Origin of the sequence: Rubritalea spongiae, from assembly GCF_042652385.1 — a bacterium.
Taxonomy (GTDB): Bacteria; Verrucomicrobiota; Verrucomicrobiia; order Verrucomicrobiales; family Akkermansiaceae; genus Rubritalea; species Rubritalea spongiae.
In genome coordinates this window covers 3,271,187-3,291,825 of sequence record NZ_JBHSJM010000001.1, presented here as the reverse complement: position 1 = coordinate 3,291,825, position 20,639 = coordinate 3,271,187, and the positions used below count along the sequence as shown (strand labels likewise).

General features: G+C 47.8%; 14 protein-coding genes. 5 read left to right on the top strand and 9 right to left on the bottom strand.

Going from position 1 to position 20,639, the window contains the following annotated elements; translation table 11 throughout:
• Window positions 1-19 precede the first annotated feature (19 nt).
• From ACFPK9_RS14595 to ACFPK9_RS14555, 9 genes are all read right to left on the bottom strand, one after another.
• Window positions 20-1,519 carry a sulfatase family protein gene (locus ACFPK9_RS14595; RefSeq protein WP_377095896.1) on the bottom strand — a complete coding sequence of 500 codons (1,500 nt, stop codon included), beginning with the start codon at window positions 1,517-1,519 and terminating at the stop codon, window positions 20-22.
• 168 nt (window positions 1,520-1,687) lie between these two features.
• Window positions 1,688-3,229, bottom strand: a complete 1,542-nt coding sequence (locus tag ACFPK9_RS14590; RefSeq protein ID WP_377095893.1) for a sulfatase-like hydrolase/transferase — start codon at window positions 3,227-3,229, stop codon at window positions 1,688-1,690.
• Window positions 3,230-3,571: 342 nt separating this feature from the next.
• Window positions 3,572-5,137: a sulfatase family protein gene (locus ACFPK9_RS14585; RefSeq protein ID WP_377095890.1), complete on the bottom strand. Its 1,566-nt coding sequence runs from the start codon at window positions 5,135-5,137 to the stop codon at window positions 3,572-3,574.
• A 59-nt stretch (window positions 5,138-5,196) separates the two neighbouring features.
• Window positions 5,197-5,457, bottom strand: a complete 261-nt coding sequence (locus tag ACFPK9_RS14580) for a hypothetical protein (RefSeq protein ID WP_377095887.1) — start codon at window positions 5,455-5,457, stop codon at window positions 5,197-5,199.
• Between the two features lie 77 nt (window positions 5,458-5,534).
• A complete protein-coding gene (locus ACFPK9_RS14575) occupies window positions 5,535-6,197 on the bottom strand; it encodes a PEP-CTERM sorting domain-containing protein (protein WP_377095884.1) in 663 nt (220 codons plus the stop codon).
• Between the two features lie 409 nt (window positions 6,198-6,606).
• On the bottom strand, window positions 6,607-9,396 hold the full coding sequence (locus tag ACFPK9_RS14570) for a sulfatase-like hydrolase/transferase (RefSeq protein ID WP_377095881.1): 2,790 nt from the start codon (window positions 9,394-9,396) through the stop codon (window positions 6,607-6,609).
• A 237-nt stretch (window positions 9,397-9,633) separates the two neighbouring features.
• Window positions 9,634-10,434, bottom strand: a complete 801-nt coding sequence (locus tag ACFPK9_RS14565; protein WP_377095879.1) for a PEP-CTERM sorting domain-containing protein — start codon at window positions 10,432-10,434, stop codon at window positions 9,634-9,636.
• 135 nt (window positions 10,435-10,569) lie between these two features.
• Window positions 10,570-11,241: a response regulator gene (locus ACFPK9_RS14560; protein WP_377095876.1), complete on the bottom strand. Its 672-nt coding sequence runs from the start codon at window positions 11,239-11,241 to the stop codon at window positions 10,570-10,572.
• A 9-nt stretch (window positions 11,242-11,250) separates the two neighbouring features.
• Window positions 11,251-13,242 (bottom strand): sensor histidine kinase, encoded by a 1,992-nt coding sequence (locus ACFPK9_RS14555; RefSeq protein ID WP_377095873.1) that lies wholly within the window; start codon window positions 13,240-13,242, stop codon window positions 11,251-11,253.
• A 218-nt stretch (window positions 13,243-13,460) separates the two neighbouring features.
• Between ACFPK9_RS14555 and ACFPK9_RS14550 the strand changes: the two genes are divergently transcribed.
• From ACFPK9_RS14550 to ACFPK9_RS14530, 5 genes are all read left to right on the top strand, one after another.
• Window positions 13,461-14,141 (top strand): PEP-CTERM sorting domain-containing protein, encoded by a 681-nt coding sequence (locus ACFPK9_RS14550; protein WP_377095870.1) that lies wholly within the window; start codon window positions 13,461-13,463, stop codon window positions 14,139-14,141.
• A gap of 118 nt (window positions 14,142-14,259) precedes the next feature.
• On the top strand, window positions 14,260-15,870 hold the full coding sequence (locus ACFPK9_RS14545) for an alpha-L-fucosidase (protein WP_377095867.1): 1,611 nt from the start codon (window positions 14,260-14,262) through the stop codon (window positions 15,868-15,870).
• Between the two features lie 112 nt (window positions 15,871-15,982).
• Window positions 15,983-17,443, top strand: a complete 1,461-nt coding sequence (locus tag ACFPK9_RS14540) for a sulfatase family protein (protein ID WP_377095864.1) — start codon at window positions 15,983-15,985, stop codon at window positions 17,441-17,443.
• A 106-nt stretch (window positions 17,444-17,549) separates the two neighbouring features.
• Window positions 17,550-19,118 carry an alpha-L-fucosidase gene (locus ACFPK9_RS14535; protein ID WP_377095862.1) on the top strand — a complete coding sequence of 523 codons (1,569 nt, stop codon included), beginning with the start codon at window positions 17,550-17,552 and terminating at the stop codon, window positions 19,116-19,118.
• 2 nt (window positions 19,119-19,120) lie between these two features.
• Window positions 19,121-20,638: an arylsulfatase gene (locus ACFPK9_RS14530; protein WP_377095859.1), complete on the top strand. Its 1,518-nt coding sequence runs from the start codon at window positions 19,121-19,123 to the stop codon at window positions 20,636-20,638.
• Window position 20,639: the final 1 nt, after the last annotated feature.

The following is a 20,639-nucleotide window of genomic DNA, read 5'->3' as shown; positions in this document are numbered from 1 at the left end:
TTTCTATTCGTTTTGAGAGTCAATTCTGCTCACGCAAAGGCGCACAGCGCTCACCATCCACGTAACGCTCTAACAAAGCATTCATGGCTTCCACCTTCTCAGGATGCTGAGCATACAGGTTCTTCGACTGCCTCGGGTCCTCCTTCAGATTAAATAACAAGCCCTTGGCTTCAGGAAATTTTTCTAAGCCAAAATGCTCTAAATACTCCTGCGGTTCCTTTTGCCCAGCCCCCGTGTTCTGATTAATGTACACCCAGTCCCCCTGACGCAGCGCATACCCCTTCTTACTCGTGTTCTGCACCGTCGCCACGCGCAGCGGCTTACTATATGTCTCACCCGTCAGCACGGGGAGCAAATTATAACTATCAATCGCTTCTTCATTGCTCAGCGAGTAGCCAATCATTTCCGCAAAGGTCGCCGCCAGATCCACTTGGCTCACCACTTCTTCTGAACGAGAACCCTCTGCTATCTTGCTCGGCCAGCGCACAATAAACGGAACGCGATGACCACCTTCATAAAGATCGCGCTTCAACCCGCGAAACTCTCCCGAGCTCCATTGGTCAAATTCCTGAAGCCTTTTATACGCGTGACTCTCCGTCCCATTGTCTGCAGTGAAAATGACCATAGTGTTTTCCGCCAAGCCCTTTGCTTCCAGAGCGTCCATCACCTTGCCCACCATCGCATCTGTCTCAATCACGAAATCGCCGTAATACCCCGCCTTGGATTTCCCGTGAAATTCCTTGTTAGGAACGATCGGGTAATGCGGAGAATTGAAAGCCAGATAGATAAAAAACGGCTCCTCGGCCTTCTGCTGCTCGATCCATTCTACCGCTTTCTCCGTAGTCTTCGGAAGAATCTCATAGGGATCCCATCCCTCAGCCATCGGGCCAGGGCGAAAACCTCCACCACCAGCGAGCGGTTTCGACTTGATTACCGGCTTCGTCGGAATCGTCAAAAAGCGATCGTCTTCAATCCAACAATACGGAGGGAAATTAATCGTCCCATCGCCAAAGTAATAGTCAAACCCCTGGTCAATAGGTCCTCCAGCAAACCGCTTGGACCAATCGTAGGACTCAGCCTTTGGATTCTTCGCCTTCACACCAGGCTTACGAATAGCATCCCAATCCCAACCGAGGTGCCATTTTCCAAAAGCTCCAGTAGCGTACCCCTGTTCCTGGAACATTCGAGCAAGAGTAAACTCTCCTGGTTTGAAAACCGACTTCCCAAAGGCGTGAGTGATGTCATGAAAACTGCGCCAGTGGTGCTGCCCAGTAAGTAAGGCATAGCGACTCGGCGTGCATATTCCTGATGAGCTGTGACCATCAGTAAACGTCATTCCCTGACTCGCTAAACGATCAATATTCGGAGTTTGAATTTTAGCCTCAGGATCTCCATAGGAGACATCAGCCACTCCCATGTCATCGGCATAGAGAATAACTACATTCGGTCGCTCCTCAGCAACTGCGGCTTTGACCAGCCCGATGGCTACATATAAGGGAATGATGTTTTTTGATTTCATATGCTCGAATGATTTAAAAGGAACCACTACACTTAAGCGCTTCTATGGAGGTGGACAGGAGGATCTACGGAGCTACTTTCTTAAATTGTTCAAAATAAGAGCTCACCAGTAAAAAATGGTTAGGAGCTCTATGCATAAATTTGAAGTAATGGATAACTCAAATGAGAGTCACTTCACCACATTCCCCTTCCACAACTTGATCTGACCAACAGGAATGTCATTTTCCAGCTTAGGCCCAGTAGTACTGCGACCATTAGCGATGTCCTCCTTCAGCTGCGCGATAAGTTTCTCTACGACTTCCGGTTTTTGTTGATAGAGATTTTTCTGCTCACCTGGATCTGCCTCGAGATCAAACAGCTGACCTTCTGGAGCCTCTGCATCTCCTGCCATACTCGCCTCGCGCGGTTTAGACCAACCACCGGATCCCTTCGAAAGCAGCAGCTTCCAATTTCCTTGGCGGTAGGAGAAATGCCCACTAATAGAATGGTGTACCACTCCTTTTCGCGTAGATTTAATAGCTTCCCCCTTCAGCGCTGGAGCAAAACTTACACTGTCTTCGCCAGCATCTTCCGGCATGCTTACTCCTGAAAGTTCTGCACTGGTTGCCATGAGGTCAGTGAGGCAGATCAAGTCATCGCTCTGAGATCCAGCTTTAACTCCTTTCGGCCAACGCACAATGAATGGTACTCGGTGACCTCCCTCATAGATATCCGCTTTATTACCTCGAAACTGCGCGCTGGGGAAATGCCCTTGCTTCTCCAAGGCTTCAATTTTAGCCGCGGGTGAGCAGCCATTATCTGCAGTGACAATGATCATTGTGTTTTCAGCAAATTCAGAAGCATCCACTGCCGCCATAATCTGGCCCACAATATGATCAGTCTCCATCATAAAGTCGCCATATATACCTAGCCCACTCTTTCCCCTCCATTCCTCATTTGGAATGATCGGTGTGTGGGGTGAAGTCAGTGGCACATAAATAAAAAACGGCTTCGAGCTGTCTTGCTTTCCAATGTACTCGACTGTCTTACGACCTATCTCAGGCAAAACCTGATTCTTTACAAACCCTGGAGCAGGCTTGCGAGGCCGCTCATTATCTACCGCACCGACAAAACGATCATTCTCAATCCATATGTATGGAGCCATGTCCAGCGATGCAGAAATGCCGTAAAGGTAATCGAAGCCAACATCCACTGGGCCATTTTTAATCTCGCCTGACCAGTCAACATTTGTCTTTTGAGGACTGCGTGTATCTTTTGGCCCATCGATCGGTGTCTTGCCATCAATAGTCGGCAGCTCCATTCCCAAATGCCATTTCCCCACCATCGCCGTTTTGTAGCCAGCCTTTTTCAGAAGTCCGGGAACCGTTAAACGATTCTCCGAAATCAAGGGCTTACTAAATCCCCAAAGAACGCCACTCTGCAGCTGAGTCCGCCAGTTATAGCGACCAGTCAACACACTGTAGCGTGTCGGCGTACACACAGACGAACTAGAGTGCGCATCAGTAAATATCATCCCTTCCTTCGCCAGACGGTCCATGTGTGGAGTCGGGATCATCCCGCGCTCCGGATTTAGGCACTGCACATCACCATAGCCCATATCGTCCGCAAGGATGTAAATTATGTTAGGCTTCGTTGCGGCATGTAGCGAATTCACCAGACACGTGACGAGGCATAGATTTCGTAGGGTTCTTAGAGTATGTGTCATATCCATGATTTATTATAAGTAGAACTGGTGTTAAAAACACGAGTCTACCTTAGTACAGTTTGGTTGCTTAGGCTATCCACCAAAGCTATCTTTAGAAACCATCAAGAAAAAACGGAAAACCTACTATCCCCTCTATAGCGGATGCTGTCGTCTATTGGCGCGATTAGTAAGTAGGTAAGATTGTTTCAACTGTCTCTATGTAGTCGTTGGCCAGATTCTTTTGTTTAGTTGGAACATAGAGTAACTTTAAGAATCACACATTGGCTGCTCGGTTTGCAGCCGAAAAACATGTGAGCCCAGATGCAAACTATTTCAGCTGGGCTTCAGCATTGTTCCTGAACAGTTAGCCTACCTCGCTATATTTCCCTTCCACAGCTTGATTTGATCAACAGGGATATCATTCTGTTGTTTTGGCCCCTCTGTGCTTCTGCCATTAGCAACGTCCTCCTTCAATTGCGCAAGCAGAGTGGCCACGACCTCTGGCTGCGTAACATAAAGATTATTTTGCTCACCTGGATCAGCCTCTAAATCATAAAGCTGTCCTTCAGGAGCGTCTGGCTTTTTGGCCATATCTTTTTCTCTAGGAGCGGTCCACCCTCCAGACCCCTTAGCAAGTAGAAGTTTCCATTTGCCTTGGCGATAGGCAAAGTGACCACTTACACTATGATTCACGATACCCTTGCGCGTAAACTTAACCGGTTCTCCTTTGAAAACAGGCAAAATATTCTCACTATCTTCAGCGGCATTTACTGGAAGCTCTTTACCAACAAGAGCTGCACAGGTAGCGAATAAATCGGTCTGACATGTAAGTACATCAGAAACACTGCCCGGCTTGATAACCTTAGGCCATTTCACAAGAAATGGGACCCGATGACCGCCCTCCCATAGGTCAGCCTTGGAACCTCGGTATTGCGCGCTCGCATAATGGCCATGGCTTTCCAAGTTCTTAAAATTAGCAGCTTTAGAACAACCATTGTCACTTGTCACAATGAGCATCGTATTCTCTGAAATCCCTTTATCTTCAAGCGCTTTTACTACCTGACCGACCAGATCATCAGTCTGCATCATGAAGTCACCGTAGTGACCAATACCACTCTTACCCTGCCACTTTTTGGAAGGGACAATCGGTGTGTGTGGTGACGGCAATGGAAGGTAGATGAAAAACGGCTCCTGCTTGTCATACTCGGTGATATATCTAACAGATTCCTCCGCCAGTTCGTCTAACACATCAATCGCTTCAAAATCAGCAGTAGCTGGCCCTGGGCGTTTGAACGCCTTGGCATGAGTGCCTTCACCAACCCAATGACGATCTCGAATCCACACATACGGAGGGAAATCGAGAGATGCCGTAATACCGAACCATGAATCAAATCCAAGGTCGACAGGCCCACCCTTGATTGGTGCTTTCCAATCAATATTAGAAAGCTCTTCAGGAGGGAACGCGCCCTTACCCATTTTCTGTTTCAATCCACCCGCAGGTTTGGCCGGTTTGCCATCAGTAGTTGCGATCTCAAGCCCCAAGTGCCATTTACCAATCATCGCCGTGGTGTAACCATTTTCCTTTAGGAAGCTGGGAACGGTCATACGAGTTGTTGGAATTAGCGGTAAATCGTAGCCATCCAAAACGTGCTCTTGCTTCCAAGTACGCCAGTTATAGCGGCCAGTGATGATTCCATAACGTGTCGGTGTACAGACTGAGGATGTGGTGTGAGCATCGGTTAAAATCATTCCATCCTTGGCCACTTTATCCATGTGTGGCGTAGCGATCTTGCCTCGCTCAGGATTGAGGATCTGCACATCGCCGTAGCCCATGTCATCAGCTAAAATATAAATGATATTAGGCTTACTTGATGAGGCGATCGCTGAAAAGGCGCTAAGTCCGATCGCAAGAATAGAGAACACGGTAGATTTCATAGTTAATTTCAGTTAAGTAGTTATTTAGTGAGAGTCAATGACACTTTGTCGATCAGCGGTTACACTACATTCTCAGTAGAATCTTTGATTTTTAATTCAATTTGAAAGCCATAGCCGTCTGACAATTTCGATAATTTGATCTTCGCTGGCGTTTTCTCGACTTGCTTCGTAAAGCCAAGAATACCCTTGCAGCTTTCATAAATTTCCTGCCACTCACTCCACTCATTGATCTCTCCATCATTATTCACAACAGCTACTACCAACCATCCCCCATTTAGTGGATTCATCACCGTCACACCGCAGGTAGCATCACAAGCCACAACTCACCTCAAAAAAATAAAACCGCCACAGACTCACATCCGTAGCGGCTTAAATGATTTTTCTTTTCTGACAATCCCTATGCGCGACGACGACGCAGAATCATCGCGATCCCACCAAGCCCGAGAAGTGCTGTGGAAGACGGCTCTGGGACAGATGAAATGGTAATATTATCCATACCCATACGCTTATTATTCCATGTGTTACTCCAAGCACCGTCCAACGTCCAACGGAAAGTAACAGTCGTATCACTAAGGTTATCCAATCCACTAAGATCAATAAGACCGGAATTTTCTACTTTTGTGGATTGGCCAACCAGGCTCATTGTACCAGATTTAACATTCGCAGCTGGATCACTTCCCACAACGGTCTCAAAAGTCCAATTTACGTCACCTGTAATATTGTTGCTGGATCGATACAGAGTATCAAAGGACACTTGGTCAAACGTGACACTAGCACTCGATAAAATAGTCACCGTAAACTCAAAAGAAAGTGGATTGGCTCTATCAACACCAGCAGCACTGACAGAACCGGGCCCAATGTCAGCAATTCTCGACACATGAGCTGCAGACTCTTCAGTCATTGTGAAATCACTAAAAGTAATACCTGCTCCAAATTCATTCACGTCTGGTGCTGTGTAGACTTGGTCAACACCAGCACCTGAGATGTTACCTGCATTTTCAAAGGTATACGCAATCGTTGCTGCCTGCGTGCTCGCTACAGCCCCGAACGTACATGCCATAAGTAGAGGGATTTTATTCATATATTCGTTGTATTTTCGTTAAAAAGCTCACCTTCCTGTGAGCTTCCACAGTAGAACAACAATTGACCGTCTTGCCTAGGTACGTAATCGCGCCCCACAAAACAACAAGGTCACAGCCTAAGCAATAGGCTGCAGTATAAAAAATCAGCTCTAGTAGCTTACTAGGCTCAACGACGGAGAACCATCGCAAGACCACCAAACGCTGTGGGCGATGGCTTGGCACTGCTGACGGCTAGCCAGTATGGTAAATAACCTCAATTCCAATACTACTCATATTAATGTTATCATTTTTATCAGAATTCAAGCTCTACAGGTCTGCAATACCCCTCACTCTTGGCTAGATACGCCATGGAGTATCCGACAGTCAGACAACTTAAAATTCAACACCTCAGGGGAGCAGCTCAATGGAAAAAAACTTTCTCTCGGAATCGACAGGAATCTCCACCGAGGTAAAATCGAGAACTCCATCAGCTGCGACATTAGGTAGAAATACCTGCCATTCGCCCACGGGTTCTGAAAGATCATCACTGGAAAGAATCTGGAAAAATACGCCTGGAGCCGATGGCCATTCAAGCTTGATAACCCCCTCGCTCTCTGACTGCGTATCTACAGCGAAAAACGAATGTCTATCAAGAGGATCAAGATTCAGTCGCAACTCCACGAAATCCCCAGTCTGATCCCCATCAGTATCCCAATTCTCAGCATCCGTCTCGGACACCCCAACAAGGCCATCACGATTAGTGTCTTCAACAATATCTGCCAAACCATCACCATCACTATCCACCACATCTCTCCCCCCAGCTTCATACGATAAGTAAAAAGGGTCTTCCGTCCCTGGACGAGGAGATCCAGATCCAGCCACTATTGGCCAAATAGTACCAAGCGGCCCCCAGTGATTCTCAATCTCGCGCGACATTGCACGCGCCATCTGCACCACTAACTCTGGCTCAGAATCCGCCACATCATACGATTCCGTCGGATCATTGGCTAAATCGTAGAGTAAAAAGTCATTAGCTCCATAGTTGTACATCAGTTTCCAATCCCCCTCGCGGTACCATGTCAGATTCCCCGTTGGGAAGCCTCCGTTCGGATAATGTAAATGGTATTTCTGAGGACGATGCACTCCCGCCTCACCACGTAAATAGGCACTTAAATCATAGCCATGCAAATCCTCAGAAATCGTTTGTCCCGCTGTTGACAAAATAGTCGGCACCACATCCACAATCCCTACAATATCATGCTCTACCCCACCTGAAACTATCGGTAAGGATTGTTGAAACGCATTGTCAGAATCTGGCTTAGCCCAAGAAATAATTAATGGCACCCGACTCCCTCCTTGGTAACCATCATTTTTCTGCCCGCGCATTGGAAAATCACTAAAAATGCCCAAAGGAATCGACGCCTGATTCCCATGCACCGGAGACTCACTTCCATTATCACCCAAATGAATGATCAATGTCTCTTCCGCGATGCCTAGATCTTCAAGCTGTTCCACCACAGAACCTAGGGATACATCAATCGCTTCTATCATTGTGGCGAAAGTCCTATGATTCGCACTGTGTGCATTACTATAATCTCCCACTGCATCTGGATTATTAGTATAAGGCCGGTGCACCCCATAATAGGACATATATCCAAAGAAAGGCACATCTGCATCCACAGCATTCGCCATCGCTTTATTTAATTCAATTGTAAGCGCCTTAGTTAAATACATGCCAGTTCCTGCATAATTCCCCATATTTGGCATGGGACGAGTACCACTCGCGTATCCAGCTGATGCATTCGCGATATAACGCGCTGGCTGCCCAGCTTGCGAACCCGCAATATTTACATCGAATCCCACAGCTGTCGGATACTGAGCATAGTCACCAGGTCCCCCAAGGTGCCATTTCCCACAGTGAATCGAGCGATAACCCAATGGCGCAAGCATCTGCGGTACGGTAACATCCGTAGCATCAAGACCTTCATAGCGCCAATTATTGGGACCATCGCTAATAGTCCCTGCGAGATTGAGATGTGTAGTAATACCATGTCTTGTAGGATGGAACCCAGTCATCAAAGTTGCCCGTGAGGGACTACATTTCGGAGTCGCATAATTCTGTGTAAACTTCATTCCATTCGCAGCTAAAGCCTCCAAATGCGGCGTTTTATGCAGAATATTCAAATTCGTAATAATTGCTGTTCCACTATCGTCGTACCTATCATACGCAAAAGGTACGGATAGGTCCGTCACCCCCCAATCATCCACCAGCATTAACAAAATGTTCGGTTTATCAGGCAGCAGCGTCACCTCGAGCTCAGATTGAACTGTCCCCACAGCATTGCTCGCCATAAGTACATACGTGGTCCTAGTTGTCGGCTGCACACTCGTCGAACCATTTGTCGTTACCGTACCGACGGAACTGAGAGTAACCGTATCCGCGCCAGATGTGTTCCAAGTAAATGCCACAGGCGTATTCGGAGGCACCGCTTTATCATCCACACTAAAGGTCGTAATCACAGGCAATCCTGGATCACTTGCCAACTCCGCACTCAATTGAATATTATCAATGGTGTGAGCACGCGATGTGAAATTATGCGTGGCAGTAGAGTTCAGCTGCCAATGAAAAGTAACCGTCGTATTGGTGAGTCCACTAAAGCCTGACAAATCCACATTACCTGCTGCCGCTCCTGGTTCTTGGTAATCCGTTCCCCCGTCATGCGTAAACCCGCCTCTAGCGACCTCTGTCGTCACATCGCCAACTTTCACACTGAATACCCACTCGTTGTCTGCAGCAATAGCGATTGAACTATAGAAACCGTAATCGAAAGAAAGCCCACTGAGATCTAAACTCATTCCTTCTGGGATATCTACAGCAAAACTCATCGCATTCCCACTCGGTGCAGTCCCACGACTAGTTACAGCCGCTTTGGTACTCCCAAGAGACGTACCATTAATAGCACTCACAATACGCCCATGCTGACCAGCATTGTCATTATCCGTCAATTCAAAGTCCCCAATACTCAACACTTCACCAAGCGTATTACTATCTGGAGCGACGTAAATAATTGACGATCCCGTGCCAGTGATCGAACTACTATTGTTAAAATCATAGCCGATTATCCCCGCAGAGGCAAACCCTCCAAAGCCCAGAAAAGAAAGGGCATTAAGAGCATTACTCAAAAATATATTTTTCATTAATACAGAATCAAAATCTAATAACACGATGAGGGGAAATCACATAAAATCTATAGGACGATAAACAAAGCCAAGCTACCCGTCTAGGTACGTAATTACGTCCTTTCACTATTGCTTCATCTCCATTTTCAGACCAGTGCTCTTTATAAAAAAACACCTTGGCTATCACAGCCAAGGTGCCTCGATTTTCATCATATGAAAAACGTTCTGATATAACTTAGTCCATAACCCATTTTACTAGCGGCGACGTCTCAAAGCGAGAAGCCCCAAGCCTCCACAAAGAAGCACAGAAGAAGATGGCTCAGGAACTGCACTCAAGACGAGATCAACACCCGTGGCTCCATAGACAACGTCGGTATTGTAACCTGAGAACCCTGAGATGGTCTCAGCAAACTCGTCAGCAGTCCCAGCCGAACCATAAGAAAACAAATTGATGGTGCCAGCTCCGCCAGTATAAGAAGAACCGTCAATGCTAAGTTCGGATCCTGAAAAAATACTCATCACTCCTGTAACATTAATAGCATTCATTCCTGTGGCGCCAAATGTAAAATCAAACAGAGAGTCTGTATTAGCATTCAAGACTCCTCCTACATTCACCGCCGCTGAGTTGCCAACAATTGCAAAAGTAGCAGCATAATTTGCTCCAGAATTAAAATCACCAGTAATATCCAATGTACCACCAGACATCGTATAACTAGAAGTTCCGCCTGTAGCATTACCAGATAAACTCAAGTTACCGCCAACATTCACATCACTCGTACCTAGTTGCGTGATGCTTGCGCCGCTACCATTGACACCTTGAGAGATATTTATACCACTTGTTAAATTAACAACTGCTGCATCTTCCACAGTGAGAGCATAGCCATTTCTCACTTGGATTGCTGTAGCGTTATTGGTCCCTACTAACTCCCCGGAGTTACCTTGACCAGCTAAGATTTGATTCCCTGAAATAGCAATGGCAGCGGCGTTTGAGGTGGCTATTGAAGCGAGTAATCCGACAACCGTAATGGAGGTGTATTTTTTATGTAGAAGTTTCATACTGCATCTTGATATTCAAAATGACCCAACCAGTATAGACACGTAATCACGTAACTAGACTTCACGCCTACATGGCGGCATCAACCTAAACAAGCCCCCATTGGAAACACCCACTTATCCCCATGAAATACAGTTTCACTCTTTTTTCACCATTGGGAACAACCCACCTTTATACGCTTTTGAAATCGCTGCTGGAGCATTTTCCACCTGAAGCTTTTCGTAAATGTGACGGATATGAGTGGCTACTGTGCCGAATCCTATATCGAGTCGATCTGCGATCTCTTTCTTGAGTAACCCTTCACCAAGAAGTCCTAAAATCTCTAATTCACGATTACTAAGCGGTCTGTCGAAGGATACTTCAGTAGTGCTCCCCTGTATTGCTTTAGTAAGATATTTAGCCAAACAGCCATCGATCAGTGCATGACCTGCGATCACACTCCTAATACCCTCAATGATCTGACTTACCGTGGAAGCCTTCATCAAGTAGCCAGAAGCACCGTGGCTCAATGCATACAAAACATCCGCTTCTCGATCTGACTGGGTCAAAATGATAATTTTCGAGCTTGGAGTATATTCTCTAATCCAATGAATCGCTTCAAGTCCAGAGATACCAGGTAGGCTGAGATCCAGCAAAATGATATCTGGTTGGGCTACTGGACTGGAATTTTGCAGCTTGGTTAAAGCCACTTCAGCCGCACCAAACACGCCTTTTAGCCTCATGTCTTTCTCTTTATAAATCGCTAGTTTAATAACCTCTCGATACTCTGGACTGTCTTCCACCAGCATAATTTCGATAAGTTTTTCCATGAGAGTTTTTTAAGGGTAAGGGGGCTTCGGAGAGCAAAAAGATCCTATCCACGTCTTGCGTGTACGGATCCGCAAGGTGATATACGTTCCTTTGTCCATCGAGCTTTCAACTATGAGCTTACCCTTGAGTAATTTTGCTCGACGTTTGAGCGAGGGAGGAATACCGCCAATGATAGATGCAGGTATTCCACGCCCATTATCAACAAAGCTCAAAATAACCTCGTTCGGTTCTGCGATGAGTTTTGTCTGCACCCGTGTCGCACTAGAGTGCCGGCAGGCATTGATGAGACATTCCTTATAAAAAAGATAAAGATCTATGCGGGTCTGAGGTTTGAGATCCGCAACATTCAGTTCGCCTTCTATCGAAAGATTATGCTCAAATTGATCGGCTACGATTCGGTCTGCCGCGCGCTGCATATCAATTTTCAAACCTTTAAAAAGATTAGTCGACTCCTGCATATCCACCATACTCCGAGCCGCACGCCCAGAACGGTCGCTAACTGCTCGAATACGCTTTAAATAGCATGACAACTCATCCGAATCATTCTGACAATCAAGAGCTAAATCACTCAACAGCCCAATCGTATGGAGGTTCGCCCCCAGCTCATCGTGCAAATCAGCTGCGAATCGTTCTTTGATTTGAGTGATCCGTCGTTGATGCACCTTCCTGTAAATGCCCCCAATAATGACACTACATACGATAAGTACAATGGCGATCCACTGGGCAACATGAAGTTGGTCCTTTTGGCGGGCGTAACGAGTATTCAGTTCCGCGATCACCAACGGCCGCTCCTTCTCCAGATCATGACGTTTCGCCAATTGGTTCATCCAGTCACGAAGCGGTAAAATATTCCCGTAGTAGTTCCTGCCATCCGTAATCTTTTGACGAATCTCCTTGTTCGCAAATAACCCGCGACTCAAGCCGACAAGCCGTCCCTGAGCTACATTCACTCCATCGGCCATCACCTCAATTTCAGAAAATGCGACGACCGGATTCTTCCGATCCTCTGAAATAATAGGGAGATGATCAACAATCTCAATACGTAGAAAACGACACTCTTTTGCCTCGAAACGCCGAATGATAATCGGCCCACTTGAAGCGACAGAAAGTTGTTCGTATTCACAGAGCTGGAACCCATCGCTGAAATCTGGCAGCATGGCGCCAATAACCCGTACATGTCTAGGCACGCCAACATCACCAAAATTGATCATAGGAACCGACAAGGCAGTATCAGCGGCATGAAAGTTGATCTGGTCTACCACTTGGGCAGCTCCTAGATCAAGAGTGAGAAACAAGGGCAATTTTTGTTTTCTGACATTAATCCATCGTGTCTGGCTACGCTCCCCCTGCGCAGCATCCATCAGGTAAGGAGTAAACCCATCGGTTAACAACTTGGGAGACAAAAAAGCGCTCTTAGTCTCAGATGCTCGAACGTTTTGACCAAGGGCCACATTGTTCCGTCCACTGAACACCATGACTTCCGACAGTTGCAGCATGTATGCCCCCCCATTGATACGCTCGGAAAGGATGGTAGCTTCAATCCGAATCCAACTCGCCTTAATCGATGGGAAATGAACAGCTAGTGGAGCAATGCGTGGCAACAACATGTCATCGGTGGACCGCGAGGCCACCAGCGTTTCTCCCTCCTCGGTCCCTGCGTAAATACTAAATGCCAGGGGAAAGCCCTCGGCCAACAGTCCAACCTCTGATTCCCGCCATAGACACGGAACCAATACCACCTCATCAATTAATGCCTCTTTTTCTAAATCAATGTGAAGAGTAACCAAACTGTGCTGATTTTTGTGATGACCTGATCGGTAGCCGACCGCTCCCGTGTCGGCACGTAACGTGTAACTCGCAAGCTCTTTTAGTTCAGAATCGATCTCGACGAGTCGTTGCTCCAGACCGTGGATCGACATTTTTTCAAGCTCCCGTTGATCCGTCGTCACGTAGAGCGACGATGAAAGAAGGCAAGCGATAATAAATAGAAGACCTTGCATAGCGCATCTAAGTGATGACTCTTATACTGGATGAAAGCTAGATTTTTTCATGCGACAGGTCGAGCTTTCGGCATATTGACGTGCGCGATTTCCACCAAAAACGACTCATAAGTTATCCACCAAACGGTGGATGGCGAACCTCTCCCCCATCACTCATCCTTTGCAACCTAGGGAAGGCGCACCTAGCCCCCATAGACAACATCCTCCAAATAATGTATATGAAACTACAAAAAACCAAGCATGCTCTGATTTCAGGCATAGCACTCACCATCCTCCCAGCAGCCGTGCAGGCGGCAACTCTCGCTTCCTTCGATTGGGAAGGAGGGCCAACTGGATCTGCCAATGGCTTCACACCCGCCACTATTTCAGGCTTTGAGGTCACTGGCCTCACTGGTTTCAGTTATCAAGCGGACGGCAATGCAGCTAATGGTACTTTCTACAATGGCACCTCCGGCGCGCGCCATAACACCCCTATCAGAACTAGTAATGTCACTGCTGACACCTCTACTTTCACAACATCCAGCACATCTGGCCAGACTGTCACTTACGAAAGCTTCTCGGGTTTATTCTCCAGTAGTGCAGGCAACATAAATATCGACCTTTCCTACAGTATCGATGGCGGCACTTCCGTGGCGGCTGGCTCCTTCAATCCGCCTGAAGGCAATGTACCCAACGGCTCCCAACTCGACGATTCCGCTTCGGCCTTCGATTTCACAGATTTCTCCACTGATAAGTCTGTGGTCTGGACTCTTACCTTTACAGCTCTGAATAATGCCAACGACCGGATGCGATTCGATGATTGGGAGCTCACAGGGAATGTCGCAGCCGTTCCTGAGCCATCCTCTACTGCGTTGCTCGGTCTTGGCGCTGTAGCTCTCGTGATGCGCCGCAGAAAATAAGCGCACCACACAGGACATCAGTCCTTCATGCTTCAATGCTCCGCTTGTAAACCGCAGGCGGGGCATTTCTGTAAAACTCCCTATCTAGCCCAGAGAAAAAACCTTCGAATTTCTACAAATGTATAAAATAAAACAGCGCCTACTTCCATTATTCGCCACATGGGCGATCTCCTCTGTATCTCAGCTCTGTGCCCAAACAGCAACGCAACCTTACGATGGTAGTTGGGAGTCGCTTCAGAAAATGCCTGTACCAGCGTGGTTTGACGATGGCAAGATCGGCATTTTCATCCACTGGGGGCCGTATAGCGCGATTGGTTACAAGAAAGGAAATCGTGGTTACGCGGAGCACGTGCCGAAACTTATCTATGCCGAGCCGGTTCACTACTTCCCCTACCTAGAAAAGCGCTGGGGTGCGACTCCGCCAGAGTTTGGCTACAAAGACATCATCCCTGAATTTAAAGCTGAAGATTGGGATCCCGAGGCGTGGGCAAAACTCTTCCACGAAGTCGGTTTCAAGTACGTCGTCATGACCGCCGAGCATCACGATGGCTGGGCAAACTGGGATTCCGAACTTACACCATGGAATGCCATGGACATGGGGCCGAAGCGCGACCTCGTCGGCGACCTAGGCAAGGCTCTAAAGAAATATAATCTCAAGTATGCACCCTCGTACCACCGTGAACGCCACGCTTCGTTCTTCGCGAAGAAGCTCTATGTAGTCGATGCACAACCGCAAGACGTGGTGGCAGAGGAAATTAAACGCGTGCCAGAAGCAGCGGCGCTCTATGGTCCCTTCGGGATTGATAAAGCATTCGTCGATGACTACGTGGCGCGCTGGAAAGAGATCCAGACAAAGTATCAGCCAGATTTCATGTGGATCGACGACATCCCCATCTGGACACGCGATGGCAACAAGGTGTTAGCTGGCAAAGCGAAGCCCGAGGTACAGTATTTTTACGATCAATGCCGAGAAATGATCACCGACTTTATGAACGATGCCGCAGCTCGAGGCGCTGAGGTTTACCTAAACAACAAGGGGGGAAATCGCAATTGGCCAGACGGCGTCGGTTGCTTGGAAAAAGACAACCTCAAACTCAAGGTGATTGGCCCGAAATGGGAAAGCTGCACAACCTTCGGCACCTCCTTCGGCTATCTCGACGGGGACAAGTACAAGAATATCGACAGCGTGATCCACGAAATGGTCGAGGTGATTGCACGCAATGGAAATTTCCTAGTAAATATTGGCCCGAAAGCCGACGGCACGATTCCCGAGCCGCAGATGGAACGTCTAATGGCTATGAAAGACTGGCTAGCAGTCAATGGCGAGGCGATCTACGGCTCGCGCTATTGGAAAGAAAGCGAGCAAGCGGACGAGCACTTGGCCTTCACCACCAAGGGCACGACCCTCTATGCAATCAAACTCCAAAAACCCGAACAGCCATTCGTCATCAACGGCACAGCTGATTGGGATGCCAAAAATGTACAATCAGTGCGTTTACTAGGATCAGATGCTAATGTGGCGTATACCATGACTCCTCAAGGCTTACGTATTTCTCCGCCGTCTAATCTTGGTAAAAGCAAACATGCGTGGTCATTCGAAATTATTACGGATCAAGAACAACATTACCCCAACGTAGTAGTGACGGATACGGACAAAGCTCTCCAAGGAACTACGAAGCTAGACCCAGACGGGAATCCGACTCGCAAAAAAAATAAAAAAAACAAATGAGAGGATACTCCAATCATTGAGACCACACAAAGTTGGATCCGTGAAAGTCAGTAATTTTCATCTATAGGCACCATCACAAATCCGCTCACTCCATCAAATCCCATTACATACTATGAAAAAAAAATCTGCTCTTGCTGCTCTCACCCTAGGGCTTGCTTTCTTACCCACATTAACCTTTGCCGCTGCAAAGAATCGCCCCAATGTTATCCTGTTCTATGCGGATGATATGGGTTACGGCGAAATTCAACGTTTTTATCCAGAACAATCGAAAGTTCCTACGCCGCACCTGAACCAACTATGTGATGAGGGCATGATGTTTACCGATGCGCACACCAGCGCCTCGATCTGCACACCTTCGCGCTATGCATTACTAACTGGACGCTACAACTGGCGATCGAGACACCAAAGAGGCGTCGCTAGTGGAGGAAAACCCTGCATCATCGACGCAGACCGAATGACCTTGCCTTCACTTTTTAAAAAGCAGGGCTACAAAACCGCAATGTTCGGGAAATGGCACTTGGATTTCCAATACGAGGTTCCAGAGGGTGCCAAAACTCCGAAATCCCAGCGGGATGTCTGGAACTACGGGCAGCCCGTGGGAACGAAAATTCCCGATGGCCCAGTTTCCCGTGGCTTTGACTATTTCCTCGGCTTCCATCATTCGCGTTCGATGAGCAGCTTGATCGAGAATGACGAAGTGACCGAGTATGTGAAATGTGTGGACACCATGGGTAGGCTTACGGATGCGGTGGTGTCCTACATTGACGAACAGGCAACTGACTCCGGCGATGAGCCGTTTTTTATCTACTACCCGATGAACTCCCCCCATGCGCCGGTAGTCCCCCGTCAGGATTGGAAAGACAAAGGGGGAATTGGCGATCCCTACGGTGACTTCGTAGCACAGACCGATGATGCGGTCGGACAGGTGTTGGCGGCTCTTGAGAAGAACGGATTGAAGGACAATACCCTTGTGATTTTCGGCACGGACAACGGCTGTCACAAACCGGCCGATACCTTCCTTGACCGGGGGCATGCGGTTTCCGGTCCGCTCCGTGATAAAAAAACCTCCATCTACGATGGTGGTCATCGCATTCCCTTTATCATCCGTTGGCCTAGCATGGTGAAGGCTAAAACGAAATCCGATCAACTGATCTGCATGACGGATGTCTTTGCAACCTTCGCGGATTATTTCTCCTTTGACTACGGGGACGATACTGCCGAGGACAGCATCAGCTTTCTTCCTGTGCTCGATGGGAGCGAGTCAGAAGTTGTGCGTAAAAATATCGTTCATAACGACACGGGACCAACTTTCGCGGTGCGTGATGGAGAATGGAAACTCATTTTACAGGCCGATAGTAAGGTAAAACAAGCCAAGGGCTTGGAGACAAAATATCAGCTCTACAATATGGCCGAGGATATCGATGAGAGCGAGAACCTTGCTAACGAAAACCCGGAAAGGGTCAAAGCACTCATTGCTTTGTTGGAAAAGCTGGTAGCGGACGGAAGGTCAACTCCTGGTGAACCTCAGCAAAATGATGCGAAAGTGAACCTCGGGAATAAAGGTCGAAAGTAACACCGCATTGCATACCTTCAATGAGGCACACCCGTAAAACAAACATAGTCAAATATATACATCTATAAAGACTAAGAGTTACATAACAAAAATCCTTTCATCGATTATGAAAATAAAATCAACAAGTAATTTAACAGTTTCCCTCTACACCACCATGTATGTCCTCTGGGGTGTCTTTGTGGGAGTAGGAATTGCTCAAGCAAAAGGAGAGATTAATCCATATGCTGTAACAGCGGAATCAGTCACCCTTGCCGAACCCGCTCCGCTGAAAGTCGATGCCACAGGGATCACCGTGATGGCTCCGAACCTCGCAAAGCTCAGCGCCAAGATCCGTCCAGTCGTGCGAAACTATATGATCTTGTGGTGTGCTGCAGAAGCGGGTGAAAGCCACGTTGAGTGGACCCTGGATGCGCCGACAGACGGTGAATATGAAGTCACCGCTTCGGTTCTTGGCACTGGCTCACAATTGGCTGTCACGTGTAACGATCAGAAACAAAAAGAGGTAAGCGTGACCGAAGCTGGCTGGCAACGGATTGGCCTTGGAAAGATCGCATTAAAGGCCGGCCATAACAAAGTCGTGTTGCATGTGGACTCGGCCAACCTCAAAGCGGGCAAAAGAAACAAAGAGTTTCAGTTGAGTGCTCTTGAGTTGGTGCAACCCGATACGAAAAAGTCCATCGAAGCAGAGGCTCTCGCAATGAGGAATCAGCCGGATTGGTTCAAGGATGCTGGCTATGGTTTGATGTTCCAATGGACGAATCGTGCCACTCCGCCCGAAGGTCCGATCAAGGCTTGGGAAGAGAAGGTCAATGACTTCGATCTCGACGGATTCATCTCGCTGGTTGAGGAATCCGGCGCGTCCTATGTCGTCTGGTCCATCACTTGGGGAAATCAATATATCTCCGCACCGATCAAATCGCTCGATGCGATCATCGCTGGTCGCACGACAAGCCGAGATCTACTGGGCGAAATGGTAAACCGTTTGCAAGATAAAGGGATCAAAGTGATTTTCTACTACCACTACGGCTACGACTGTTATCACTCACAAGACACAGAGTGGCTCAAGGCTGTGGGAGGAATGAAAGCGGATAAGACGCAGCTCTTTACGAACTTGATGAGCATCCTTGCAGAAGTAGGAACTCGCTACGGAGACAAGCTGGATGGCTGGTGGTTTGACGGTGGCGCGCGTTACTTGAATTGCCATTACGATGGTTCTTCCGCAGCGGATGGAATTCTGACTGCTCCCTTTGAGGCCTATACCGCTGCTGCGCGGACTGGGAATCCCGAACGAATGGTGGCATATAATTCGTGGATTAAACCCAAGGTCACGGAGTACCAGGACTATTACGGCGGCGAAGGCGTGCGCTCGTTTAAGCCTGAGGAATTGACCAATGGAGTTTTCAACTCTGGGCGTCAGAAAGGTCTACAAGCCCATGGCTGCTTTATCTTGGAGAAGCGATGGGGGCATATCGAGCTCAACACACCGATCCCAAAACCAAAATACAGCTTAAAGCAACTGACAGAGTATGTTCAGCAAGCGAAAGAGAACCGCTACCCGCTATCGATCAATTTAGAAATGTATGAGGACGGCTCGGTATCCCCAGCTTCGGCAGAGTTATTGAAAAAGCTGAAAGCTGCAGTCGCTGAAACAAATCCAAAAACGAGTACAAAATAAAGATGAAGATGAAACCTAAATTAGCAACGGGACTGACTCTGTGTGCACTATTAGTAAGTGCTTTCCAAGTGCCGGCTGCTGCTGCCTCGGAAAGACCAAATATCATTTTCATCATGACCGATGATCAAGGTTACGCTCCCGTTGGAGCACATGGTCATCCTTGGCTAAAGACGCCAAACATGGATAAGATGCACGCTCAATCAATCCGTTTTGACCGATTCATGATGGGGTCGACCTGTGCGCCGAGCCGGGCTGGGATCATGACGGGGGTGCACTCAATCAAAAACGGAGTCACACATACGATCTATGAACGGGAGCGGCTAAATCTGAAAGCGACGACGATTCCCCAAGTGCTGCAGCCTGCGGGTTATACTTCAGGATATTTCGGCAAGTGGCACCTCGGCGATGAATCCCCCTATCAACCCGAAAATCGAGGCTTCGATGAGGTGTTTATCCACGGTGCTGGTGGTATTGGCCAAGCTTATCCTGGCTCCTGTGCGGATGTCCCAAAGAACAACTACTTCGACCCTGTGTTCAAGCACAACGGCACTTTCGTAAAAACCAAGGGCTACTGCACCGATATCTTGTTCAAAGCAACACTTGGCTGGATCAAGGAGGTAAAAGATAAAGATCAACCTTTCTTTGCCTATCTCTCTACCAATGCCCCGCATAGTCCTTTTGTCGCACCGCCGGCGTATCAAAAGCGTTACAAGGATCGAGGATTCAATAAATCAGCAGCTGGTTTCTACGGTATGATCGAGCATATTGACGACAATCTCGGTGCTATGTTCGATCAGTTGGAGAAATGGGGCTTAATGGAGCACACGATCATTATTTTCACCTCTGACAATGGAATGACGAGAATTGGCTGTGGTCTCAAGGGCTTTGATGGTCGCCCCCAAGTGAAGCTTGGGAAAGATCAGGAAGGAAATTCAATGATGAGTTACAATGCAGGAATGAAAGGCCTCAAGGGAACCGTCGATGAAGGCGGTGTGCGCGTTCCGTTCTTCGTGCTCTGGGAAGGAAAAATCAAAGAAGGTCGCACAGTAGACACGGTGGTGAGCTATCTAGACATTCTTCCAACTCTAGCGGACCTTGTGGGAGCTACCCTTCCGGACTCCCAAGCCTTCGAAGGGAGAAGTCTAAAACCTCTCATATTTGAGAAAAATCCACAATGGGAGGATCGTTTCCAATTCCAGCACGTGACACGCTGGGACCGTGGAGCGGATCCAGATAAGTTCAAATGGAAAAACTATTCGGTGCGCAATCAACGCTTCCGTCTCGTCGAGGGCGTACTCTACGACATGGAGAACGATCCGGAACAAACAAAGGAGGTGACCGCGGAGTTTCCCGAAGTCGTGACGGAGATGAAGAAAGCCTACGAAAAATTCTGGGAAGAGGCTCGCCCCCTGATGATCAATGAGGACGTGCCCATGGCGAAAGAGAAGCCTTTCCATGTGGACTACAATACACAGAAATTAAATGAAGGTATCCCAATGTGGGAAGAGCCGAAACTCTAAA